This is a genomic window from Agrobacterium sp. OT33 (genome assembly GCF_017313365.1).
Lineage (GTDB): Bacteria > Pseudomonadota > Alphaproteobacteria > Rhizobiales > Rhizobiaceae > Agrobacterium > Agrobacterium rhizogenes_A.
In genome coordinates, this window is the sequence record NZ_JAFLMZ010000003.1 from 607,908 (window position 1) to 631,434 (window position 23,527).

The 23,527-nt window shown below is 58.8% G+C and carries 18 protein-coding genes; 16 read left to right on the forward strand and 2 right to left on the reverse strand.

All coding sequences use genetic code 11. The features are described from left to right. The first annotated feature begins 15 nt into the window (after positions 1 to 15). The 7 genes from JZX88_RS10470 (at position 16) to JZX88_RS10500 (ending at position 9,990) form a co-directional block, all read left to right on the forward strand. Entirely contained in the window at positions 16 to 2,124 is a 2,109-nt protein-coding gene (locus JZX88_RS10470) for a family 10 glycosylhydrolase (protein ID WP_206913493.1), read from the forward strand. A 95-nt stretch (positions 2,125 to 2,219) separates the two neighbouring features. After that, positions 2,220 to 3,206: an ABC transporter permease gene (locus JZX88_RS10475; protein WP_065114179.1), complete on the forward strand. Its 987-nt coding sequence runs from the start codon at positions 2,220 to 2,222 to the stop codon at positions 3,204 to 3,206. Between the two features lie 10 nt (positions 3,207 to 3,216). Next, on the forward strand, positions 3,217 to 4,398 hold the full coding sequence (locus tag JZX88_RS10480) for an ABC transporter permease (protein WP_110756421.1): 1,182 nt from the start codon (positions 3,217 to 3,219) through the stop codon (positions 4,396 to 4,398). A gap of 10 nt (positions 4,399 to 4,408) precedes the next feature. After that, positions 4,409 to 6,106: an ABC transporter ATP-binding protein gene (locus tag JZX88_RS10485; protein WP_206913494.1), complete on the forward strand. Its 1,698-nt coding sequence runs from the start codon at positions 4,409 to 4,411 to the stop codon at positions 6,104 to 6,106. Between the two features lie 13 nt (positions 6,107 to 6,119). Continuing rightward, positions 6,120 to 6,899, forward strand: a complete 780-nt coding sequence (gene otnI, locus JZX88_RS10490; RefSeq protein ID WP_065116057.1) for a 2-oxo-tetronate isomerase — start codon at positions 6,120 to 6,122, stop codon at positions 6,897 to 6,899. A gap of 11 nt (positions 6,900 to 6,910) precedes the next feature. Further along, positions 6,911 to 7,789 (forward strand): 2-hydroxy-3-oxopropionate reductase, encoded by an 879-nt coding sequence (locus JZX88_RS10495; RefSeq protein WP_206913495.1) that lies wholly within the window; start codon positions 6,911 to 6,913, stop codon positions 7,787 to 7,789. Positions 7,790 to 7,884: 95 nt separating this feature from the next. Then, on the forward strand, positions 7,885 to 9,990 hold the full coding sequence (locus tag JZX88_RS10500) for a beta-galactosidase (protein ID WP_206913496.1): 2,106 nt from the start codon (positions 7,885 to 7,887) through the stop codon (positions 9,988 to 9,990). 307 nt (positions 9,991 to 10,297) lie between these two features. Here JZX88_RS10500 and JZX88_RS10505 read toward each other — a convergent pair whose 3' ends face one another. Together JZX88_RS10505 and JZX88_RS10510 are read right to left on the reverse strand one after the other, a co-directional pair. Then, a complete protein-coding gene (locus tag JZX88_RS10505) occupies positions 10,298 to 11,137 on the reverse strand; it encodes a hypothetical protein (protein WP_206913497.1) in 840 nt (279 codons plus the stop codon). A 177-nt stretch (positions 11,138 to 11,314) separates the two neighbouring features. Then, positions 11,315 to 12,625, reverse strand: coding sequence for a hypothetical protein (locus JZX88_RS10510; protein WP_206913499.1), 1,311 nt, complete (start codon positions 12,623 to 12,625; stop codon positions 11,315 to 11,317). Between the two features lie 303 nt (positions 12,626 to 12,928). Between JZX88_RS10510 and JZX88_RS10515 the strand changes: the two genes are divergently transcribed. The 9 genes from JZX88_RS10515 (at position 12,929) to JZX88_RS10555 (ending at position 23,159) form a co-directional block, all read left to right on the forward strand. Beyond that, positions 12,929 to 13,405, forward strand: a complete 477-nt coding sequence (locus JZX88_RS10515) for an NUDIX domain-containing protein (protein ID WP_206913500.1) — start codon at positions 12,929 to 12,931, stop codon at positions 13,403 to 13,405. A gap of 703 nt (positions 13,406 to 14,108) precedes the next feature. Continuing rightward, a complete protein-coding gene (locus JZX88_RS10520) occupies positions 14,109 to 14,318 on the forward strand; it encodes a hypothetical protein (protein ID WP_206913502.1) in 210 nt (69 codons plus the stop codon). 293 nt (positions 14,319 to 14,611) lie between these two features. After that, positions 14,612 to 15,670 (forward strand): LacI family DNA-binding transcriptional regulator, encoded by a 1,059-nt coding sequence (locus tag JZX88_RS10525; RefSeq protein WP_206913504.1) that lies wholly within the window; start codon positions 14,612 to 14,614, stop codon positions 15,668 to 15,670. Position 15,671: 1 nt separating this feature from the next. After that, positions 15,672 to 17,282 (forward strand): FAD-dependent oxidoreductase, encoded by a 1,611-nt coding sequence (locus JZX88_RS10530; protein ID WP_206913505.1) that lies wholly within the window; start codon positions 15,672 to 15,674, stop codon positions 17,280 to 17,282. A gap of 29 nt (positions 17,283 to 17,311) precedes the next feature. Continuing rightward, positions 17,312 to 18,571 carry an ABC transporter substrate-binding protein gene (locus tag JZX88_RS10535; RefSeq protein ID WP_206913507.1) on the forward strand — a complete coding sequence of 420 codons (1,260 nt, stop codon included), beginning with the start codon at positions 17,312 to 17,314 and terminating at the stop codon, positions 18,569 to 18,571. A gap of 54 nt (positions 18,572 to 18,625) precedes the next feature. Continuing rightward, a complete protein-coding gene (locus tag JZX88_RS10540; RefSeq protein ID WP_078052173.1) occupies positions 18,626 to 19,552 on the forward strand; it encodes a carbohydrate ABC transporter permease in 927 nt (308 codons plus the stop codon). Beyond that, positions 19,542 to 20,384: a carbohydrate ABC transporter permease gene (locus tag JZX88_RS10545; RefSeq protein ID WP_142857498.1), complete on the forward strand. Its 843-nt coding sequence runs from the start codon at positions 19,542 to 19,544 to the stop codon at positions 20,382 to 20,384. Before JZX88_RS10540 ends, JZX88_RS10545 begins: the two co-directional genes overlap by 11 nt. A 15-nt stretch (positions 20,385 to 20,399) precedes the next feature. Then, positions 20,400 to 21,443 carry an ABC transporter ATP-binding protein gene (locus JZX88_RS10550; protein WP_206913509.1) on the forward strand — a complete coding sequence of 348 codons (1,044 nt, stop codon included), beginning with the start codon at positions 20,400 to 20,402 and terminating at the stop codon, positions 21,441 to 21,443. A 408-nt stretch (positions 21,444 to 21,851) separates the two neighbouring features. Then, a complete protein-coding gene (locus JZX88_RS10555; RefSeq protein ID WP_206913512.1) occupies positions 21,852 to 23,159 on the forward strand; it encodes a hypothetical protein in 1,308 nt (435 codons plus the stop codon). Positions 23,160 to 23,527 lie beyond the last annotated feature (368 nt).

A 23,527-nucleotide genomic window follows, 5' to 3' on the forward strand; every position in this document is an offset into this window, starting at 1 on the left:
AGATAGGACCGAAGAATGCTCGACGCGAGACAACAGAATATCGACACTCTCCGCACGCCCGAATGGTTCAGGTCCGCGACACGCTGGACCCAGCTGACCTTCGTGGAAAACGACCCGGAGAAATACGATCCGGCCTTCTGGATCGATGTCTTCAAGCGCACCAGGTCGAACGCGGTCTGCCTCAGCGCCGGCGGCTACATCGCCTTTTATCCGAGCAGGATTCCCTATCATTATGTCAGCAACGTGCTGGGTGATCGCGACATCTTCGGCGCTCTTGTCGATGCAGCGCGCAGGCTGGACATGCATGTCATGGCGCGTGTCGACCCCCATGCCATCCATGACGATGCCGCCAAGGCCCATCCGGAATGGGTGATGATCAATGCCGACGGCACGCCCCGCGAACATTGGGCCTACCCCGGCATCTGGATCACCAATGCCTATGGCTCCTACAACACCGAATTCATGCCGGAAGTAGTGAAGGAAATCGTCCGCGATTACGATATCGATGCGGTCTTCGCCAACCGATGGCAGGGCCATGGTGTCGATTACAGCGAGGATAGTGCCCGGCGTTTCAAGGACATGTCCGGCTATGATCTGCCCCTGAAACCCGATGCGGAAGATCCTGCCTGGCGCGCCTGGCTGCAATGGCGCCGCCATGTGCTGACCGATATCATTGTCCAGTGGGATGACGCGGTGAAGGCGATCCGTCCGCATGCAAGCTTCATCCCCAACATGTCCGGTTCCTCTCTCATGGAATTCGATCTGTCAGTCATCCGCAAGCATTGCCCGTTCCTGGTCGTCGACCACCAGGGACGGCGCGGGGTGGAGATCGGCTGGTCCGCCGGGCGCAACGGCAAGCGCATTCGAGCGACTTTCCCGGATCGTCCCGTCGTGCTGATCACCTCGATCGGTCCTGAAGAGGAATATCGCTGGAAAGATGCCGTGACGACGCCGGAGGAAATGCAGCTCTGGATGAATAACGGCACGGCGCACGGCCTCTATGCGTGGTTCACCAAATTCAACGGTGTCGTACCCGACAAGCGCTGGGTCGAGCCGGTGGTCGATTCCTTCCTGCTACAGGCGGCGGTGGAACCCGTGATCAACACCATGACGCCAACCGCGGAAGTTGCCGTCGTCGATCCCTCCACCACGCTGCGCCACTGGGCACCGGAAGAACGCAGCATGGCGGAGCGCCATGATCTTGGCCTCTATCATGCGCTGGTGGAAGCACGCATCCCCTTCGAACTGGTCTCCGACCAGGTGCTGACGGCGGATCATCTGGATCGCTTCAAGGTGATCGTGCTCGCCAACGCCTGCTGCCTGTCGGACGAACAGATCGTGGCGATACGCGCCTATGCCGATCGAGGCGGCAGCGTCGTTGCCGCCTATGAAACCTCACTCAGGGACGAGAACGGCATACTCCGATCCGACTTCGGCCTTGCCGACGTGCTGGGCGTCAATCTCGTCTCCGGCCCGCGCGGCATCGTCAAGAACACCTATGTGGAAATCTCCGGCGATCACCCGATCAATGACGGCTATGACGGCGCCGAGCGGATCATGGGCGGTACACGTCTCATTGATGTCAAGCCAGCGGCCGGGACCTCCACACCGTTCCTCTACGTTCCGGATTTCCCCGATCTTCCGATGGAGGAGGTCTATCCCCGCAAGCAGGCGGATGGCGCTGCCGTCATCGCCCGCGAGACTGGCAAAGGCGGACGCACCGTTTATATTCCATGGAATATCGGGGAGATTTTCTGGGAAGTGCTGGCGGCCGATCATGGCCGACTGGTTTCAAATGCGGTGCGCTGGGCGCTCGGCAAGGCGCAGCGCGTCGAGGTCGAAGGGCCGGGCGTGGTTGATATAGCCGTGCGCGAAAGTGAAGACGGACTTGCGATCAGCCTGCTCAACCTTACCAATCCGATGATGATGAAAGGACCGGTCAGGGACAATATTCCGCTGTCGAAACAAAAGGTCGCCGTCGAAATTCCGAACGGCAAGACGTTGCATCGGGCATGGCTGGTGGTGGCCGATCGCGCTGCGGAATTGTCGATCGAGAATGGGCGGGCGATCATCACGGTTCCCGAAATCGAGCGGCTGGAGGTGCTCCATCTGAACTGGAGCTAGTTTGACATGAAGCATCCGCTGCGGCTGGAGGAGACCGTAGCGGATCGCATATTGGCCTTGCGCTCCGGCGCATCGGAATGGGAGGAAAACAACCGATGCTTGGCTATATCTGCAAGCGCGTACTCTACATGGTCCCGACCCTGCTCGGCATGTCGCTGATTGCATTCCTGATCATCCAGCTGCCGCCCGGCGACTACCTGACCTCGATGATCGCGACAATGAGCGAAAACGGCCAGCCGGTCGATCCGGCCCAGATCGAGCGCCTGAAGGAAATCTATGGCTTCGATGACCCGTTCTACATTCAGTATATGAAGTGGATGTGGGGAATCCTCAGCCGCGGCGATTTCGGCTGGTCTTTCGAGTGGAACCAACCCGTATCCGGGCTGATCTGGGCGCGCATGGGTTCAACGCTGGTAATCTCGCTGCTCAGCCTGCTGTTCGTCTGGATCGTGGCTCTTCCGATCGGTATTTATTCGGCTGTGCGCCGCCATTCCGTCGGCGACCACGTTTTCACCTTTCTCGGTTTCATCGGTCTCGCCGTGCCAAACTTCATTCTGGCGCTGACTCTGATGTATGTCGCTTACCGCTATCTCGGGCAGAGTGTCGGTGGCCTTAACTCGCAGGCCTTCGCAGAAGCGCCATGGAGCACTGCCAAGGTCTGGGATTTCCTGAAGCATGTCTGGATTCCCGTCATCATCATCGGCGCCTCCGGCACCGCCGCACTGATCCGCATCCTGCGCGCAAACCTCACCGACGAATTGCACAAGCCCTATGTGATCACGGCGCGCGCAAAGGGCCTGCCGGAATACAAGGTCATCCTCAAATATCCGGTACGCATCGCACTCAATCCGTTCGTATCGGCAATCGGCTGGGTTCTGCCGCATCTCGTTTCCGGTGTCACGATTATCGCCATCGTGCTCAACCTGCCAACGGCCGGGCCGTTGCTCTTTCGGGCTCTGGTCTCGCAGGACATGTATCTCGCCGGCAGTTTCATTCTGCTGCTTTCCGCATTGACGCTTATAGGCGTCCTGCTCTCCGACCTGCTGCTTGCGCTGCTCGACCCGCGCATCCGGTTCAACTGAGGAGAAGCCCATGACCGTAAACAAGAACCTCACCGGAACGACGTCGGCATTGGCCGATGGTCCGTCGATCAGCCCGCTCAAACAGGGCAAGGCTGTTTCAAACGCTGCGGTCGGTCCGTGGCGGCTGATCTTCGGCAAGCTGGTCCGCCAGAAAGTGGCGATGACCGCTGGCGGCGTTATCATATTCCTTTATCTCGTCGGCCTGTTCGCCGAATTTCTGGCGCCTGCCCTGCCAATGACCGCCAAGTCGCAATATACTTATGCACCGCCTCAGGGCATCAGCCTCTTCGCACCGACGCCCGACGGGGGCTCGAAATTCCAGCTGCATGTCAAAGGCTACAAGGTGGAGATCGACAAGGTAGCGTTACGCCGCACCTTCGTCGTGGATGACACCAAGACCGTACCGATCGGTCTCTTCGTCAAAGGCCCGGCCTACAAGCTCTGGGGTATCATCCCGATGGAGCGCCACCTGATCGGCCCGATCAATCCGAACGACCCGATGTATCTGCTTGGTGCCGATCGCCTCGGTCGCGATGTGTTCTCGCGTCTCGTTTATGGCACGCGCGTATCGATGTCGATCGGCCTGATCGGCGTCGCCATTTCGCTGGTGCTCGGTGTGGTCATCGGTTCGATTTCCGGCTTTTACGGCGGCCGCGTCGATACCTTCATTCAGCGCATCATCGAGGTTATCAGCGCTATGCCGACAATCCCGCTCTGGCTCGGGTTGGCGGCCGCGGTCCCGCTCACCTGGTCGCCGGTCAACGTCTATCTGGTGATTACCGTGATCGTTTCGCTGCTTGGCTGGACCAGTCTCGCCCGCGAGGTTCGAGGCAGGTTCCTGTCCCTGCGGGGGGAAGATTTCGTCACGGCCGCCAAGCTTGACGGCTCCAGCGAAATGCGGCTGATCTTCCGCCATATCCTGCCGTCGCTCACCAGCCACATCCTGGCGGTGGTGACGCTCGCAGTGCCGACAATGATCGTCGCGGAGACCTCGCTCTCCTTCCTCGGCATCGGTTTGAAGCCCCCCGTTGTCAGCTGGGGCGTGCTGCTCCAGGACGCCCAGAATATCCGCACCGTGGCAACCGCACCGTGGCTGTTGATATGGCCCTCGCTGGCGGTGGTGCTCGCCGTTCTGTCCTTCAACTTTTTCGGTGATGGCTTGCGCGATGCTGCCGATCCCTACGAGAACTGAGGAGCTGACCATGTCCGAGAAAACCGTTCTTTCGGTGCAGAACCTGTCAATCGACTTCCCGCTCAGAACGCATATCCTGCATGCCGTGGAGAAGGTGAGTTTCGAGCTGGAGCGGGGCAAGACGCTCTGCCTCGTCGGTGAAAGTGGTTCCGGCAAGAGCGTCACGGCGCGATCGCTCTTGCAAATCGTTGACCGTCCCGGCCGTATCGTCGGCGGCAGCATCCTCTTGAATGCCGGCAGCCAGACCGTCGACATCACCGCACTCGCACCCGGCAGCCGCGAGATGCGGGCCATCCGCGGCCGGCGTATCGGCCTGATTTTCCAGGAGCCGATGAGTTCGTTGTCACCCGTCCATACGATCGGTTCGCAGATCGTCGAAGCGATCCGTCTGCATAGCGACCTCGACAAGAAGGCTGCCCGCGCCCGCATGATCGAACTGTTGCGGCAGGTCGAAATTCCCAATCCTGAGACAATGGGCGACCGCTACACGTTCGAGTTTTCCGGCGGCATGCGCCAGCGCGCCATGATCGCCATGGCGCTTGCCGGCAATCCCGACATCCTGATCGCCGACGAACCGACCACGGCTCTGGACGTGACGACGCAGGCGGAAATCCTCGACCTGATCAAGCGACTGCAAGTGGAGCGTGGCATGTCCATGTTGCTAATCACCCATGACATGGGCGTCGTTGCCGAAGTCGCCGATGACGTCGCAGTCATGCGCTACGGCCGCATCGTCGAAAGCGGCACCGTGGACAAGATCTTCCATCACGCTGAGCATGCCTATACCCGCCAGTTGCTTGCATCGACGGTGAAGCTCACCCGGCATGCGAAGGCGCGCGCGGCGCAGACCTTTTCCGCCGATGCCCCTGCCCCGGTCCTTTCCGTGCGCAATCTCAGCAAGATCTTCGGTACGCCGTCGAACCCGGCGGCGCTGCGCGCGGTCGATGATGCCAGCTTCGATCTGTATCCGGGCGAAAATCTCGGCATTGTCGGCGAGAGCGGTTCCGGCAAGACGACGCTCGGCCGGCTGATCCTCAGGATCATCGAACCGAGCAATGGGTCCGTCATTTACCGCGATGGCCGCGGCGGCGAAACCGATGTCGCGCGTCTCGACAAGAAGCAATTGCGCGGCTTCCATCGCGATGTCCGGCTCGTCTTCCAGGACCCCTTCTCCTCGCTCAATCCGCGCATGACGGTCAAGGAGGTGATTGGCGACCCGCTGATCGTCAACGGGCTGGCCAAAGGTCGGTCGCTTGACGAGCGTGTCGCTGAACTCATGCGGCTAGTCGGTCTCGACCCGATGAGCATGGAGCGTTATCCGCATGCCTTTTCGGGTGGCCAGCGGCAACGTATCTGTATCGCGCGGGCCCTGGCACTCGACCCGAAGATCATCATCGCTGACGAGGCGACTGCAGCGCTTGACGTGTCGATCCGCAGCCAGATTCTCGATCTCCTGCTCGACATTCGCCAGCGGCTCAATCTCAGTTTCATCTTCATCTCCCACGATATTTCAGTGGTGCGATATTTCTGCGATCGCGTTGCCGTCATGCATCGCGGCAAGATCGTCGAACTTGGCGAGGCCGAGCAGATCTGCACCGCCCCGCGCGAGGCCTACACCAAGAGCCTGATTTCAGCCGTTCCCAATCCCGACCCGCGCGACAAGCGCCTGCTGCTCCGGCATCGCTTCGTCGCACCCGTCAACGAATAGCAAGGAAGATATGATGCCAAGATTTTCAGCCAACCTGTCCTTTCTCTATCAGGACCTGCCATTCCTGGAGCGCTTTGCCGCCGCTGCCAGGGATGGCTTCAGCGCCGTCGAATATCTGGGCCCTTATTCCGACCCGAAGGAAAGGGTATCGGCCGCACTTTCCGAAAGCGGATTACAGCAGGCCTTGTTCAATGTGCCGTCCGGCGACTGGGCTGGAGGTGAACGCGGGATCGCCTGCCTTCCAGACCGGATAGACGAGTTTCGCGAAGGTGTCGGCCTCGCTCTCGACTACGCCGCCGCGCTGCAATGCCCTCAGGTCAATGTCATTGCTGGCCTCGTGCCTGCGGGCGTCGATACGGGGACGCTGGAAGCCGTTTTGGTGGACAATCTGAAGTATGCCGCAGCGCGTTGCGCCGAAGCCGGCGTCAGGCTGCTGATCGAACCGATCAACCTGCGCGATATGCCCGGCTTCTTCCTGTCCACCACGGATCACGCCGAGCGCATCCTCGGCAAGGTCGGCTCAGACAATCTCTTTATCCAGTATGATTTCTACCACATGCAAATCATGCAGGGCGACCTGATACCAACCTTCCTGCGGCTTCGGGAGAAGATCGCCCATGTCCAGATCGCTGACAATCCCGGCAGAAACGAACCGGGCACCGGCGAGATCGCTTACGGCTTCATTTTCTCTGAACTCGATCGCCTTGGTTACGACGGCTGGGTGGGTTGCGAATACAGGCCAAGGGCCGGCACCAGCGAAGGCCTTGGCTGGATGAAATCATTGCAGAAGTGAGGTGAAGCATCATGAATATCGGATTTATCGGGCTTGGCGTCATGGGACGCCCGATGGCGGAAAACCTCATCGATGCCGGACACGCGCTCGTTCTCAACCGCATCAAACCGCTCTCACAGCATCTCCTGGACAAGGGTGGCAAGGCCGCGGACACCCCGCGGGCGGTGGCGCAGTCCGCCGACATCGTCATCCTCATGCTACCCGACACGCCGGATGTCGAAGCGGTGCTGTTTGGCAAGGATGGCGTTGCCGAAGGCCTGTCGAAAGGCAAGCTGGTTATCGACATGAGCTCGATCTCACCGGTTGCCACCAAGGATTTCGCTGCCCGTATCGAGGCGCTCGGATGCGACTATCTCGATGCGCCCGTTTCAGGCGGTGAGGTCGGCGCTAGATCGGCCTCGCTGACGATCATGATCGGCGGCAGACAGGCCGCCTTCGATCGTGCCAGGCCCCTGTTTGAGGCGATGGGCAAGAACATTACGCTCGTCGGCGGCGTGGGCGACGGGCAGACCGCCAAGGTCGCCAATCAGATCATTGTCGGACTGACCATAGAGGCCGTCTCCGAAGCCCTGCTCTTTGCCAAACGCGCCGGAGCAGACCCGGCCAAAGTGCGGTCAGCACTGATGGGCGGTTTCGCCGCGTCGCGGGTTCTTGAGGTGCATGGCGAGCGCATGGTCAGGGAAACCTTCGATCCGGGCTTCCGCATGAGGCTGCATCGAAAGGACATGACGCTTGCCGTTGACGCCGCAAGGGCGCTTGATCTGGCACTGCCGAATACGGCGATAGTACAGCAGTTGATGAACGCCGCGATTGCCGGCGGCGATGGGGACCAGGACCATTCCGCCCTGATCCGCACGCTTGAACGGATTGCAGGGGGCGGACGAATGTAAGTCCGCCAAGCCCACCATCATCCCGACAGTTAATTTTCCAACCGGAACACGATCCGGACCGGCGAAGCCGTGTCCAAAAACCGAAGGACAACATCATGCCCAGAAACGATATTCAGTTCCCAACCGGAGCCGTTTACTTCAGAAAATCCAATCCACCGCAGGAGCACTGGGAGCGGGACTATGGCGTCGCCCGCGAAGACGGCATGAATATCTTCCGCCACTGGTTCATGTGGAGCGCGATCGAGGTGGCACCCGGCGTCTATGACTGGGAGGAATATGACCGCCAGCTCGACCTTGCCGCCAAAAACGGCATAAAGACGATTATCGCCGAGATGGTGCAATCAATGCCCGACTGGGCGCTGCGCAAATATCCGCAGGCCGTGCAATTAACCGCGGAAGGTCGCAAGATGACGCTCAACATGGGTGTGTCCACGGCCACGGGCGGCTTCGGCAAGAATGGCGGCGGCACGCTGACGCTGAATTGCCCTGAGGTGCGCGAGGCCGCCGGTAACTTCCTGACGGCACTCGCCGAACGCTACAGGGATCATCCAGCCATTTACGGCTACGATATCTGGAACGAATGCAATTATGCCGAGGACGTGGATTACAGCGACTATTCCAAGGCCGCTTTCCGCAACTGGCTGAAAGACAAGTATGGAAGTCTGAAGGCTTTGGCCAAGGCATGGTACCGCTACAGCTACGCAGAATGGGACGATATCCAGCCGCCAGTGCAGATGGCCGCCTACCCGGAATGCCTCGACTGGTTGCGCTTCAAGCGTGATAATTTTTACGAACAGATGCAGTGGCGCATCGACACGATCCGCGCCGTGGACAAGACCAATCTCATTGCCGCGCACGGCATTTCCGGCTCGATTCCATATATGGCCAAGCATGGCTGCGATGACTGGCTGGCAGCATCAAAGGTCGAGCTTTACGGCTTCACCTGGATTCAGGCACGCAAAGGGACGGAACCCTGGAAGACCTGGTACGGAGTGGATATCAATCGCGGTGCTGCGCGCGGCAAGCCCTTCTGGCACGCCGAACGCCAAGGCGGACCGTTATGGTTGCAGCCACAGGTAATCGGCCGCGACAAGGAGGATGGCCGCGTCGCAGAGCCGGAGGATATCCGCATCTGGAGCATGACATCGTTTGCCGGCGGCGCACGCGGTATTCTCAATCTGCGCTGGAGACCGCTGCTCGATGGCCCGCTTTTCGGCGCCTTCGGTGCCTATGACATGGACGGCTCGCGCACGCCCCGTTCCGAGATGCAGAGCCTGATGGCCAAATGGGCGAACGATCCGGCCCAGGCCGATCTATGGGCCGCCAGGCCAATACGCGGAGAGATCGGCATCCTGCTCATCCCCGAAACACAGGACTGGGACTATCTTCTTAATTTCGATCGCGACGAGAAACCTTATCGCGACGCGATGTGGGGAGCCTTCCGTGGCTTCCTCGACAACAGTGTCCAGCCGGACTGGGTGCATATTGATGACATAGATGCCTATGACATCCTGTACTTCCCTTATCCAATCATGTTCACCGCCGAGCAGGCGGCACGCATCAAGGCCTGGGTGGAAAAAGGCGGCACACTCATTGCCGAGGCCTGCCCCGGTTATTTTGGCGACCGCGGCCATGTTGGACAGGTGCAGCCGAATATGGGGCTGGATACGCTTTTCGGCGTTCGTCAGGCCGATGTCGAATTCATGCCCGATATCGGCGATCGCATCAAATTCAGGTTCGGCGACATGGCGGTGGATGGTGGCGGCTATCTGCAATCCTATGCCCTGAATGGCGGCAACGGCCGCGGCGACTTTTCGGACGGACGTCTGGCCGTGGTAGAAAACAGCTTCGGCAGGGGCCGCACCCTCCTGATAGGCACCAACCCCTCCGTTGCCTATCACCAGACCGATGGCAAGGCGAATGGCAGGTTCTTTGCCGAACTCCTGAAATGGAGCGGGGCCACGCCGCATGTAACCCTCTCGAACAGGGCGGTGTTCGCCCGCGTACACAAGGGTGAAAGCGGCTGCTTCCTGTGGCTAGTCAACCCTTCACGCACACCACAGACCATCGAGGTGTCGATTGCCGAGGGACTTGGCGGACTTGCGGCGGGACCGGCGATCTGGCCCATCGGCCATGTTCAAGACAGCGGCACGAGCGTCGTCGTTCCGGCCCGCGATGTGCTGATCCTCAAGCTTGCATAATCACCGGACGACATCCGCCAGCGAACCCGCGCGATCATCCCATGGCCGCGCGGCCAAACGGCGAAACGTTCTTCTTCGAATGCTGTCGGCTTTTTTACTGCGCTGTCCGGATCACCTTCATGACCAATGTCCTGAATGTTTCAACCACCATGGCGCCGGGGCGCGATCTGACGATTGCCTGCACGTCGACACGATGGGAACCGTTTGGCAGGGAAACCCACCATCCGACCGCGCTCCAAAACCGACCAGACGTCCAGATGAAAGATGAGGAAAACGGCTTGTATCGTACAAGGGACATTCGAGACCGCTATTCGCGACGGATTGTGAGGCTCATCATGTTCCCGGCAGAAACGACGTTGAGGAATTCAATCATTCCGTATTTCTGGTCGCGATAATTGCCAAATAGAAGCTCGACGCGGCCATCGCTACCGCGTGTGAAGATTTCCGCTTCATCGTCAGACACCTCACAATCGAGATCATCGAGGGACGTAAAAACACCGCTGCCAAACAGACGCAGGAAACAATCCTCGATGTCGTCAAGATCACCTGCCCGAAAGGCGCCGCTGGCACGCGACGTGATGACCAGTCTGCCTCCCTCATAATTCTCTGCGATATCACCCTGAAGCGGAGTGTAGGCTGGCAGCCCCATGCCCTCGGAGGTATAATTCAGGACATCCGTCGTGGCGACCCCATCCCGTCCAGTGCCCATTACATCAACGATGGCAAGATTGGCTATATTCTCCCTTAAACTCACCGGCGGAGAAAGAACATCGGCGTCATCCCCCAGGATCGCTCTCATCGCCTCATATCCTTCACGACTCGTATGATGCAGCCGGACGGCGATCCGAACGGCTGCGACAAGTGCGTTGTAATGAATGCCATCGGCGGACACGGTGACTGACATATCGCCCCGGTCGCTCCAGCTGATGCCGATGTCGGTCGTCGCACGCGCAGAAAACCGTTCACCACAGAAAAAACCGAGGCGCAAAGCATCCTTCAGCTCAGCAAAAGCGGCCTCCAGCACCTGACGGCGCTCCGCATCGGGGGCTGCACCGTCATTATAGACAATCTCAAGACGGAAAGAACTGAGGTAGAGCGGAAGAGCTTCGGAAGGTTGTCTCAATATCTCTTTCACATGGTCGGACATGCTACACTCCGCAACGGAAATATCTTTTCGGGAAAGGTCGCATCGGACCCGACCGCATTAGACGATTCTCCGATTTCCCATCGCGTGTACCGAGCAATCCTCCGGTCACATTTGCCGCTTCCCACGAGACCTGCGAACGCTGCCTGCTTCCCGTCCAGCAATCTGAACCGGTAAGGATCAGCGGGCAATCTCTTTCAAATCGAAATTCCGCACTACGTCATTCCTGTCCTGCGCCAGCGAGTTCTGAGCCAGCAAATAAGCAGATACGCCAGTCACCCAGCCTTTGAAGACGATGTGCTGGGCATCCTTGTCGAAGGAGCCGATATTTCTCCGGACATCGTAGGTGTTCAACCCGAGAATGGAAATTGATGATAATGCCGCGTTTTTTTGGACATAAATCTCGGTAACAAAACGACCGCCCTGCATCGTATCCCAGCCGCGCGCATAGGAATATGCCAAATTCTCGCCTGACGAACTCCTGACCGTTTCCATTTCGGCCTCACCGGGGAAAGACGCCTTGGGGCTCTCGCTGATCTGCTTGGTGAAAGCAGATATCATACCAGCGGCCACTTCCCGTCCCTTGGCGAGATCGACCGGGCGGATATGGACAACAAGATTGGGATATTCCTCACCTTCCAAGGACAGATTGTAGTCGGACGTCCCTCGCGGCTTGTCGCCCGTGTCCGCCTCCTTTACTTCCCAACCCTGCGGATAGAGGAAGACTTCGCCCCCTTTTGCTGTTTCTTCGTTCAAGCTTTTAAGCGCGTCGCTCTCATTCTCCATCTCCAGCCCGCCGAAGAAACGTGCAAGAGCATTCTCGTATTTGGGGTAATCATCGTAATCGAACGCCGCGTGGATAATGAGAACGTCACGCCCGTGACTGATAGCGGCGATGCGCGCCATCCGGCCGTAACCCCTCCCGTCCTGGAACTCGCCACCAGCAAGAAAACCAAAAACGCTATTTGATTTCTGGCGATCCGTGATGATCCGATTGTAGTTGTTGAGAGCAAGGAACCCGTGTCCCGCTGTCGGCGCCTCCGCAAATGACGGGAAGCGGATATGATGAACCTCAATCATCAGCTTGTCGCGGTTTTCAGGCTCGTAAATGCGAGCGATTACGCCTTCCTTTCCGTCGGGATTGGCCTCTGCCCAGATATTCATGCCGTTCTGCAGGATGGTCGAGAAGCTGAAACCCGTATTTCCAAGCTTGACCCTCTTTCGGGAAAAATTGCCCGAGACCTCGTTAATGGTCGCAAAAACTCGCTCCGCCGAATAGTTCCGGGCGATGGCCGCATCAGAAAAAACCAGGGCAGAGAGTAGCAATGCGCCAACGGCCGCCATCAATCTGCTTCGATATATTCTCCCCATAATCATCGCCCTGAAATTCCTTATGTGCATTATATCTGTCCATTTTCCGGAAGTATCGCGCACCGTTTCAATGGGTGATTTCAGTTCCGCCCGCTTTTCCGAAGATCCTTTTCGTTCCATTGATTGCACTCTCACACAACTCGGCCGGCAGCTATTTTTAGAGCGGAAACTGCGGCACCGTACCCGGGAACGCCGAAAAAGAGAACCGCACCTCACCATCGCAATCACTGAAATATCCAATGAATACAGGTTAGTATGTGGATTTTTCCTCTGCAATCCAGGCGCCGCAGCATTGCATATCTTGCTGGGCTGGTACTGAACCAGGCTATCGGGGCGCCACTTGAGGCCCTTCTCTTTATGACAGTTTTGTGACATAACGCCCCTCGAAGTGCGCGGTTCTACGTCCCAACAGGAACAACCGACATGTTGCACCAAAGGCGCCGTGCCGAGGATCAATTGTTGATCACCAGTAGAGTAGTTCCCCAAGCGGCTGCCATTTGCTTGGCCATCCGCGAGGGCAATGACCCTCAGGTGATGCTTGTGCGTAGCAGGCGGACAGGTCAGTGGGGGCTTCCGAAGGGCGAGATAGAGCCGGGAGAACCAAGCCGGAAGGCCGCGGAACGTGAGGCTTTTGAAGAGGCCGGAGTCATCGGTGTCGCGGAATCGTCACCCGTCGGACACTTCGATTATACAAAACACGGTAACGTCGATCGGTACCGACTGGCGGTTCACGTTCTTGTGCAAGACCGGATCGTTGACCAATACCCTGAGCAAGGGATGCGGGAACGGAAACTATTTCCAATCACGGATGCGATTGAGGTTTTGAAGCTTTCGGAAACCAGCCATATGTGCGCCGAAGTGCTGGAACACCTTCGGGTCGTGATCCCTTTTGATGCCTAGCATCGGGTGGCGCGAAGTATCACGGCACCTTACTCAGTCAGGTATCTCCCCGAACGCCGTTTGAGATGGGCTTCTGATATCGCGCATCGATGACGCCAATTCCGGTTGCCGCCGCGCCAAGCGGTGAATGCGACCCTGTGCCGCTAAGCAAACGAAGTGCCAACGACCGCAAAGAAGGCGCGAACATGCCGCTGTGCCCTATCCACTAAATGGTCTTTATTGAGGCTCGGCTGGTTGACTCCTTACAGCCGGATGACGGGCACTGAGCGGCCCAAACATCACCGCGGACAGAATATTCCCTTGAGAGTTCGGCAACATTGAGCGCAAAATTCCCGGTGAAATAGGAACCGTCGGCGGCACATTGCCAGCCTGGACAACTAGTTTTCCGCGAGCGCGACACAAAGCGTTAACGCATAAATTGCAAAGGTGCGCACTAGACGGCCGGGCTCCGGCGTGAACAATATGCACCTTCTTGAGGCAACACATGAAAGCCAATCCATCCGTTCTGAAATACTGGCGCGCCTCAGTGGCCGACAGTGCATCGCGGGATGCTTCATCGTGGGGCAGGCAAAAACGACGGGTTGCCAGCTAAGGTTGCTCCTATTCTGACTGACGCGTTGGTTGATCGTGAAGGCCGCCTCATACCCGGATCGCCCGCGATGTCCTTGATCCTCTTCTTGGTGGTGGATTTTCCATCGGAAACATGCGCGACTTCGATCGCTTTCTTATCATGAAGTCATTTGAGGCCGATCCTGCAGACCCCGCCATGTGGTCCGCATACCAGGCCTATTGGAAAAAGATGATGGAAGAGGTTGGAGCAGGCTGGCCCCACGGTGATAAAGAATACACCACTATCGGCTCCGGTCTGATCTGCCTGGCAACCAATAGCGGAGTGGCATTACTCACGAAATGACTGCTGGCGGCGGCCTGGTGGATGCCGAAGATTTCTCAAAGCTCTTCACACTCCTTCTGTGGTCTTGATGAGATTCGAACTCGAATCCATCAAAAGAAAACGCTTTCAAAACAACACGGTGCTGCTGGCGGCGCCAAGTCTATGGCTGGGTAATGTCTGATAGACCCCGCAAATGGAACGGTCCGCTCTGACACATCAGCGTGGACCGTCTCACTCTTGACATCCTCTCGCAAACCTTGTTTATACGCATAAGCAGCTAATACGAATTAGCAGATGCGGGAAATGGGGTTTCGATGGTTAGGCGCTTGACGCAACGTGACATTGCGATCTTCGCGGGAGTCAGCCAGGCAACGGTTTCGCTCGTGCTCAACGAGGCGAAATCCGCTGAGGGTCGTATCCCGCCTGAAACGCGAGAGCGCGTGCTGAAGGCCATTCGCGACACCGGTTATGTGGCGGATCCCGTCGCACGCAGCATGGTCAAGGGCGCCAACCGGATTCTGGGCGTATTCACCTATCAGCCGGCTTTCCCGATCGCGCAGGCGGATTTCTACACGCCATTTCTGATGGGGATAGAGGAGGAAGCGGAGAAGCTGGGCTACGACCTCCTGCTGATGACGGCGGCGACGCGCGACGATAACGGCCGCAAGCGTATCTTCGGGGAAACGGGTCGGCTTCGACTAGCCGACGGATGCCTCATTCTGGGCAGCCAGTTCGACCGCGATGAGCTGGCCCGACTGGTTGCCGGTGACTACCCCTATGTCGCAGTCGGTCGCCGTGACGATGCCGGCGGACCGGTGCGTTATGTTGGCGCGGATTATGTGACTGCCACGCATGCTCTTGTCCGCGAAGCACTTGCCGCCGGCCATCGCCGTTTCGCCTTTATCGGCGCGACGGGTCCGGCGGAATCCATCAGCGACCGCTGGCGTGGTTTTCTCGCCGCAATCGAGGGCGCGGCGGAGCTGGTCTATTCCCACGAAAGTGAAAATGGCGATCCGGCCGAGCAGCTGGCCGCTGTTCGCGCCAGCGGAGCAAGCGTCGTTTTTTTTGCCGAGGCGGCCGAGGCGGTGATCTTCGACAATCATGCCCGTGCGGAAGGGGTGAGCGTCCCCGGCGATCTTTCCATCGTGGTGCTGGGCAGCGGCACGCGCACGCATACGCTCCGCTTGCAACGCATCTTCACCTCCTACGCCATCCCCCGCGAAGAAATGGGCAGGCAGGCGACTTCCATGCTGGTCGAGACCCTCACCAGCCCCCCCGGCCCCGTAAAGCAGATATTGCTGGGCTGCGATATCGTGGCGGGCGAAACGCTTGCCTCCCCAACTCAAGGCCCAACTCAAGGAAAGAGAACCTGACGTGAGAGAATACAATGCAGATATTCTTGTGGTTGGCGGCGGACTTGGCGGCGTGGCGGCGGCGCTCGGGGCCCTGCGCAACGGCCGCAGCGTTATCCTGACCGAAGCATTCGAGTGGATTGGCGGCCAGCTGACCAGCCAGGCCGTACCGCCCGACGAGCACAGCTGGGTCGAACAGTTCGGGATCACCGCCAGCTATCGCGCCCTGCGCACGGGTGTGCGGCAATATTACCGCGACCACTATCCGCTCACCGACACCGCCCGCGCGGATCTGACGCTCAACCCCGGAGACGGCAACGTATCTCGCCTGTGCCATGAACCACGCGTTTCGCTGGCGGTGATGGAAGCAATGCTCGCCCCTTACGCGGCGGGCGGCAAGCTGACCATCCTCAAGCCCTATGACCCGATATCAGCGGAAGTCGGTGGCGATACCGTGCAGGCCGTGACGCTGCGCCATTGCAATACCGGTGATCTCATTTCCTGTTCGGCCCGCTATATCATCGACGCCACCGAACTGGGCGATCTGCTGCCGCTGACCGCAACCGACTATGTCACTGGTTTCGAAGCCCAATCCGAAACCGGCGAGCCGAGTGCCCCGGCGGAAGCGCAACCGCATAATCAGCAGGCCGTCTCGATCTGCTTCGCCGTCGATCAGGTTGACGGCAATCATGTCATCGACAAACCCGCCCGGTATGACCATTGGCGTCAGGTTGCCCCCGAATTCTGGGGCGGCCCGCTATTGAGCTGGGACTCGCCCAATCCGCGGACACTGGAGCGCAGCCGCCGGTTCTTCGATCCCAACCCGGTTGACAACGCAACACGTGACGTTGCCGACCAGCGCCACAGCGCCGGCGATATGAGCCTGTGGATATTCCGCCGCATTGCCGCCCGCCATACATTTCGGCCCGGCGCCTATGCCAGCGATATCTGCCTCGTGAACTGGCCGATGATCGATTATTTCGAGGCACCGATCATCGACGTCACTCCCGAACAATATGCCGAGCGGCTGGCCGATGCGGCAAGCCTGTCCTATTCCATGTTCTATTGGATGCAGACCGAGGCGCCCCGCCCGGATGGTGGTCAGGGTTTCCCGGGCCTGCGCCTGCGCGGCGACATTACCGGCACGGAGCATGGCCTGGCCATGGCGCCCTATATCCGTGAAAGCCGTCGCATTCGTGCCCTGACCACGGTGGTGGAACAGGATCTGTCGCTTGCCGTGCGCGGCGATCGCGGCGCGGTGCATTACCCTGATAGTATCGGTATCGGCATGTACCGCATCGACCTGCACCCCTCGACGGGCGGCGATAATTATATCGATGTCGGCGCCTGCCCTTTCGAAATCCCGCTGGGTGCCCTTATTCCCCGCCACAAAACGAACCTGCTGGCGGCATCCAAGAATATCGGCACGACGCATATCACCAATGGTTGTTACAGGCTGCATCCGGTCGAATGGAACATCGGCGAAGTGGCCGGCATGCTGGCCGCCTATTGCCTTGACAGGGGCGAGACCCCGCATGGCGTGCATACCGACGAAAAGCGGCTGGCGCAGTTCCACACCCACATCGAACGCCAAGGGGTGGAGCGCCACTGGCCTGATATTCGCGGCTACTAGCCAAAACGTATAATCTGGGAGGATTATTCATGCGCAGGAGTTTAGTCAAAATTGCTTTGACCGGTTTTCTGGTCACATCCGGGCTGGTTTCGCCGGCTTTGTCGCAGGAATTGCGAATGGCCATCTGGAGCGCCAACGAAGCCCATCTCGCCCTCTTCAACGAGATCGCCGAGGAGTTCGAGGCCAGCCATCCCGGCGTCAAGATCACCTACGATTCGCTTGCCTACGAAGGCTATGCCACCACCCTGACCACCCAGATCGCCGGCGGCAATCCCCCCGATCTGGCCTGGCTGTTCGACACCACTGCGCCTGACTTCATGGCGGCCGGGGCGCTTTATCCCCTTACCGAAACCTTTGCCAATACCGAAGGTTACGACATGGACGACTTCCCTCCGGCAACACTCACCGCCTGGTCGTATGAAGGGGTACAATATCTCTATCCCTTCTCGACATCGCCCTTCGGCGTTTTCGTCAACAACGACATGATCCGGGCGGCAGGCGCAAAGACACCCGCCGAGATGATCGCTGCCGGCGAATGGAACTGGGACAATGCCATTGCGACAGCCGCGAAAGTTGCGGCCACCGGCAAACAGGGATTGATCATTCGTGATTTCGAATACAAGGCCTGGGAGAACCTTGCCGAAGTCTATACCGGCTGGAATGCCTATCCCTGGTCGAAAGACACCAAGTCCTGCGCTTTTGCCAGCCCGGAGATGGTTGATGCCATGCGCTTCATCCACGATGCGATCTTCGTGAAAAAAGCCATGCCCGGCCCCGGTGTTTCGGCCGATTTTTTTGCCGGGGATGCGGCGATGACGACCACCCAGATCAGCCGCGCAGCGCTGCTGCCGAAAGGCGACAAGGGCTTCGACTGGGATCTCGTGCCGTTGCCTAAAGGACCCGCAGGTGACTATGCCGTAACAGGTCGGGCAGGCATTGGCGTCATGGCCAGCGGCAAAAACCCGAAGCTTGCGGCGGAATTCCTGGCGTTTTTCTCCTCCAAGCCTAATGTGGCCAAGCTCGCGCGGTTTTTCCCGCCGGCACGGCAGAGCCTGCTCACCGCCGATGTCCTCGCGACCGCCAACCCATTGCTGTCGCGTAAACAGATAGAGGCCGTGGTCATTCGTGGCGTCGCCACCGGTCAATCAACGCAGCAGGTCCGCAATTTTGCCCGGCTGCAACAGACCGTTCGCGCTGGCCTTGACGGTCTCTGGCGTCCCGACGCCGATGTCGCGGCTGTCCTGCAAGCGCTTTGCGGCCGTCTCGATCCGTTGCTGGCGGCCAATTGACGCTGGTAGTCATCCGATTTTCCGTGGATGCGAAAAGCAGAAGGAAGAAAAGCCATGACGCTTGCCCTCCAGACAGCGCAGACACAGGCCCGGCGCGGTTTCTGGACCATGGCGCGCCGTGACGCCGCCACCGGTTATCTGTTCATAGCGCCGCAACTCATCGGTATCGTTGTCTTCGTGCTCGTGCCGCTGGTGCTGGTCTTCTGGTATTCACTGCATGAGTGGAACGTGCTGGCGGGATCGTTCCGGTTCACCGGTGTCGCCAATTACCAGAAGCTGCTCAGCGACCCGGCCATAGGCGAAGTACTGGCCGTGACCGCCGTGTTCTCGGCCGGGCTTGCCCTGCTCAATATGAGCCTGGCGCTGGGGCTTGCGTTGCTCCTGAACCAGAAGTTGGCCTTCATGACCGTGTTCCGCACGCTGTTCTTTTCGCCTGTGGTGGTGTCGCTGGTCGCCTGGACGATTGTGTGGAGCTTCCTGCTGCAGAACAATGGCGGTATCAACGGCCTCCTGCAAATGATCGGCGTCGAGGGGCCCAACTGGCTGCGCCACCCCACGACGGCGATGATCTCGGTCATCGTGGTGCAGGCGCTCAAGAACCTTGGTCTCAACATGATCCTGTTTCTTGCCGCACTACAGGGCGTGCCGCGGGAACTTTTTGAAGCCGCTCGCGTCGACGGTGTGCCGCGCTTCAAGCAATTTTATCGCATCACCCTGCCGATGATCAGCCCGACGATCCTGCTCGCCTCCATCGTCACCATCGTCGGCGCGTTGCAGGTCTTTGCGCAGATCATGATCCTCACGCAGGGCGGGCCGGGCTTTTCCACGACGGTTCTCGTTTATTACCTCTACCAGCAGGCCTTCCAGTTCTACCTCTTCGGTTATGGCTCGACGCTCTCCATCATCCTGCTGGTCATTGTCGGCGCGCTCACCTTCATCCAATGGCACCTGCGCAGAAAGTTCGTATTCTATGAAAACTGAACTCAGCCCACGCGCGCAGACGCTGATCTATTTCATACTCTGCGTGCTGCTTATCCCCTTCGTTTTTCCGACCTGGTGGATGGTCACGTCGTCGGTCAAACCCGTCAGCCAGATATTTGCCTTTCCGCCGGATATCTGGCCGCGCGCCTTTGATTTTTCCTCCTATTCCGACGTTTTCAGAATACAGCCCTTCGCGCTGCAATACTGGAACTCCGCCTATATCGCCGCAATCGTCACCATCGGCACCATGGCAGTGGCGTCGATGGCCGGATATGCCTTTGCACGCATCAGGTTCCCCTTCGCCAACGCCATCTTCATGGTGGTGCTGGTGGGGTTGCTCATCCCGTCAGAAGTGACGCTGGTTCCGCTGTTCCGGATGTTTCTCAAATGGGGCATGATCAACACACACTGGCCGCTGATCCTGGTGCCGATCTTCGGCGCGCCGGCGGTCTTCGCCACCTTCATCATGCGCCAGTTCTTCATCTCCTTACCCGTGGAACTGGAGGAAGCAGCCCGGGTCGATGGTCTCGGCCGGTTCAAGATATTCTGGACCATCGCCCTGCCGCTTGCCCGTCCGGCCCTGGCTGCCGTTGCGATCTTCACATTTCTCGGCAGCTGGAACCTCTATCTCGAACCCATCGTCTTTCTCTCCAGCCCCGACAAGTTCACCCTGCCCCAGGCACTGACACAATTTACCGACGCCTATGGCGGACCGATGTGGAACATCCAGCTTGCCGCCGCAACGATGACCGCCATCCCCGTACTCATCGTCTTCATCGTTGCGCAGAAACAATTCGTCGAAGGCCTCGCCCATACCGGGCTTAAAGGCTAATCGAAAGGCTGACCCATGGCACCCGTTACCCTTAGATCCGTCAAGAAAAGCTATGGCGCACTCGCCACCATCCATGGTGTCGACATCGATATTGCCGATGGCGAATTCGTTGTCCTCGTCGGCCCTTCGGGCTGCGGCAAATCCACCCTGCTGCGGATGATCGCAGGCCTCGAAACAGTCACTAGCGGCGATATCTCGATCAGCAGCCGTGTCGTCAACGAGATCGAACCGAAAGACCGCGACATCGCCATGGTCTTTCAGAATTACGCGCTTTATCCGCATATGAGCGTCGCTAGGAACATGGCCTTCTCGCTCGAGCATCGCGGCGGCAGCAAGACCGAGATCGCCGAGCGGGTGAGCTGGGCAGCTGACATACTGGGGCTGACGCCATTGCTCGAACGGTTCCCCCGCCAGCTTTCCGGCGGCCAACGGCAGCGTGTCGCCATGGGCCGCGCAATCATCCGCAATCCTCAGGTTTTTCTGTTCGACGAACCGCTCAGCAATCTCGATGCCAAGTTGCGCGTGGTGATGCGCGGTGAAATCAAGGGGCTGCACCAGCGTCTGGGGGTCACCACCGTTTATGTCACGCATGACCAGGTGGAAGCCATGACCATGGCCGACAAGATCGTGGTGATGAATGCCGGACGGGTCGAGCAATGCGGGGCGCCGCTCGAGCTTTATGACCGGCCCGCCAATCCCTTCGTCGCCGGCTTCATCGGTTCGCCGGCGATGAATTTCATCAAGGGGCAACTTACGGCCAATGGCTTCGAGGCTGACGGCGTCATTTTGCCCCTCCCGCCCGGTTCTGCCACAGGCGAAGCGATATACGGCATCCGCCCGGAACATTTCGAACTGGTCAACCAAGGCCTCACCGCAACGGTTTTGCTGGTGGAGCCAATGGGATCGGAAACGCAGGTTACGATGATGCTCGGCAATCACCAGGTCATCGGTGTTTTCCGCGAGCGTGTACAGGCGCAGCCGGGCGCGACCATCCAGATTCAGCCGGATCTGGCATCGATCCACCTGTTCGATGCCGGAACCAATCAACGCCTCAACTAGCGGACCGCTCGCCATGACACGCCATCGCAAACCGGATCTGAAGAAGCGTCGCTCCGACACGCCACCTCCCGGCATATTGTCACCATCCGAAATTACATCGGGTTCCTCATGGAGATTAAAGGTCGCGGCTTATAGGAGCCTCGCGGCATTGAACGCGGGATAGACAGTATGAAATCGACGTGTCAGGTGTTGGAAAGCCGTAATCGGAGGAGCATGCAAATTCGCACGAACATAACGCGCCGTAATATCCGTCTGGTCTCTCCCCTCTTTCTCGCTGCCGGGCTGATATTCCAGGCAACCATGGCAGTCGGTCCGGCGCACGCAACGGAGAGCGTGACCGTTCCACCATATGAGCCTGCGGTAGGAGCTGAGCTTCATTATCGCGTTCAAAAGACGACCGAGACCGACATGTCGCTTTGGTTCGACAGGCCGGAAGCATCGTCCGCTGTCATGCGGGGCGATTTCCGTCAGTCAGCAACGGTCCTGTCGCGAAACGACGAGGGAATGCGGGTGAAATGGAGGCTGTCCGCCGACATTCCCCCGGATGCGGCAGGCGCTGCGGATTCCTATGCGATGAATGCCATGTTTCGCAATTCGCTCGCCGCTTATGGTGTTAAGGAGCTGCAATTCGACGCAGATCCGAGCGGTGCTCCGATGACGCTTCTCGGCGCCGATCAGATCGTTGCCAATATGGAAATGCTTCTGTCCACCTCCGCGCCCGATAATACGGCCTCCCGCATGCTCCAGACCGTTAAAGGCAATCCCCTTGTGGTCATAGACGTGCTTGCGCCGGAAAGCATGATCCTTGCGCTTGGGCAGTCCTCTGAAGCTTTCACGACAGATATCGGGCGGGAATGGACGGTTGCGGGGAACGAAGAGCTGAAAGGGGTACTCGTTCCGACAAGCACCGTCTGGAAACTCGAAGCCGCCGACAAGATCAGGCAAACAGCCACCTTCAGCGCGAAGGTAACCTACGATCCGGCTGCCCTGCTGCAATCCCAGCAATCCTCTATCGATGGCATGATCGCAAGCTTCGCGGACCGGGCGAAACAACTGGCCGACGCCCAGCTGGCGCAGGCCAGAAGCGCCGGCAAATCGCGGACTGTGACCTATGTGAACTCAACACGCGACGGCTCGACAATCGAGGTGCTGGAAAACACGGTCGCAAGTGTCGGCGGCATGAAGGTCACCATGGCTGTGCATATCTGGCGGGAGGATCAGCAACCGGTCCTGCCTGCGCCGCATGCATGGACCGCCGAGACCCTGTCTGGCCAACGCGTCGAGCCGTTACCCGAAAACAATACGCAGGCTTCGATCGATCTGGACCAGTACCGCCCGAAGAGCAAAGCCGATACCGCGTCCTCCCCCAACCAGAATGATGGCGGCAAAACCGCTGCCGACGGCGGCGGGGACATCCCACCGATTTCGCTCAGGGTCGCAAAGGTAAAAACCTCGGTCGATGCCGCTACCGGACCTGCGGTGGAAATTGCATTGACACCGGAAAGCGCCAAGGCCTTCGAGGATTTCACACGCGCAGCTCTCGGGAAAAAGACCCAGTTGCTGGTCAATGGAGACGTCATCTTCGAGCCGGTGGTGAGAGAGCCAATTACGGGTGGCAACGTCACCATCAATGGCCTTGATTCATCGCAAGCCGAAATGGTCGAGCGGCAATTGTCGTCTTCTGAGGCCACGATCATCGTGCGGCTGGCGCCATGACCCTGCGATAAAGTTTTCTTCCGGTAGGCGGGCACACCCTGTGTTTTCGAATGTCGGACAGACCGAGAGTCTTCGTACTGCAATCACTGGCCGTCCGGAATTATGCTCAATGGGCTTCATAGGCACGATCCCGAATCTCGGCATCAACACATGTTTGGACAAGTGCGTTTGCGGCCATTGCTATCTCCCAATCTGATGAGATAGCAATGCGATTGAATGACAAATTCGACACGAGGTTTCAGGCCGTCATCGTCCAGGCACATCATTTTGACACCGGATTCTGTGCAAGCGTTGTGCTAGGGGTAGAAACGACTTCGGCCTCCCGTTGGGAGGCCGACAAAGTCTTGATATTCCGGTAAACTTTGGTT

Bases quoted from the DNA above. Each gene is read 5' to 3' on its own strand.
- JZX88_RS10470 (WP_206913493.1), top strand. From the start codon at position 16: ATGCTCGACGCGAGACAACAGAATATCGACACTCTCCGCACGCCCGAA.
- JZX88_RS10475 (WP_065114179.1), top strand. From the start codon at position 2,220: ATGCTTGGCTATATCTGCAAGCGCGTACTCTACATGGTCCCGACCCTG.
- JZX88_RS10480 (WP_110756421.1), top strand. From the start codon at position 3,217: ATGACCGTAAACAAGAACCTCACCGGAACGACGTCGGCATTGGCCGAT.
- JZX88_RS10485 (WP_206913494.1), top strand. From the start codon at position 4,409: ATGTCCGAGAAAACCGTTCTTTCGGTGCAGAACCTGTCAATCGACTTC.
- otnI (WP_065116057.1), top strand. From the start codon at position 6,120: ATGCCAAGATTTTCAGCCAACCTGTCCTTTCTCTATCAGGACCTGCCA.
- JZX88_RS10495 (WP_206913495.1), top strand. From the start codon at position 6,911: ATGAATATCGGATTTATCGGGCTTGGCGTCATGGGACGCCCGATGGCG.
- JZX88_RS10500 (WP_206913496.1), top strand. From the start codon at position 7,885: ATGCCCAGAAACGATATTCAGTTCCCAACCGGAGCCGTTTACTTCAGA.
- JZX88_RS10505 (WP_206913497.1), bottom strand. From the start codon at position 11,137: ATGTCCGACCATGTGAAAGAGATATTGAGACAACCTTCCGAAGCTCTT.
- JZX88_RS10510 (WP_206913499.1), bottom strand. From the start codon at position 12,625: ATGGAACGAAAAGGATCTTCGGAAAAGCGGGCGGAACTGAAATCACCC.
- JZX88_RS10515 (WP_206913500.1), top strand. From the start codon at position 12,929: ATGTTGCACCAAAGGCGCCGTGCCGAGGATCAATTGTTGATCACCAGT.
- JZX88_RS10520 (WP_206913502.1), top strand. From the start codon at position 14,109: ATGCGCGACTTCGATCGCTTTCTTATCATGAAGTCATTTGAGGCCGAT.
- JZX88_RS10525 (WP_206913504.1), top strand. From the start codon at position 14,612: ATGGTTAGGCGCTTGACGCAACGTGACATTGCGATCTTCGCGGGAGTC.
- JZX88_RS10535 (WP_206913507.1), top strand. From the start codon at position 17,312: ATGCGCAGGAGTTTAGTCAAAATTGCTTTGACCGGTTTTCTGGTCACA.
- JZX88_RS10540 (WP_078052173.1), top strand. From the start codon at position 18,626: ATGACGCTTGCCCTCCAGACAGCGCAGACACAGGCCCGGCGCGGTTTC.
- JZX88_RS10545 (WP_142857498.1), top strand. From the start codon at position 19,542: ATGAAAACTGAACTCAGCCCACGCGCGCAGACGCTGATCTATTTCATA.
- JZX88_RS10550 (WP_206913509.1), top strand. From the start codon at position 20,400: ATGGCACCCGTTACCCTTAGATCCGTCAAGAAAAGCTATGGCGCACTC.
- JZX88_RS10555 (WP_206913512.1), top strand. From the start codon at position 21,852: ATGTCGCTTTGGTTCGACAGGCCGGAAGCATCGTCCGCTGTCATGCGG.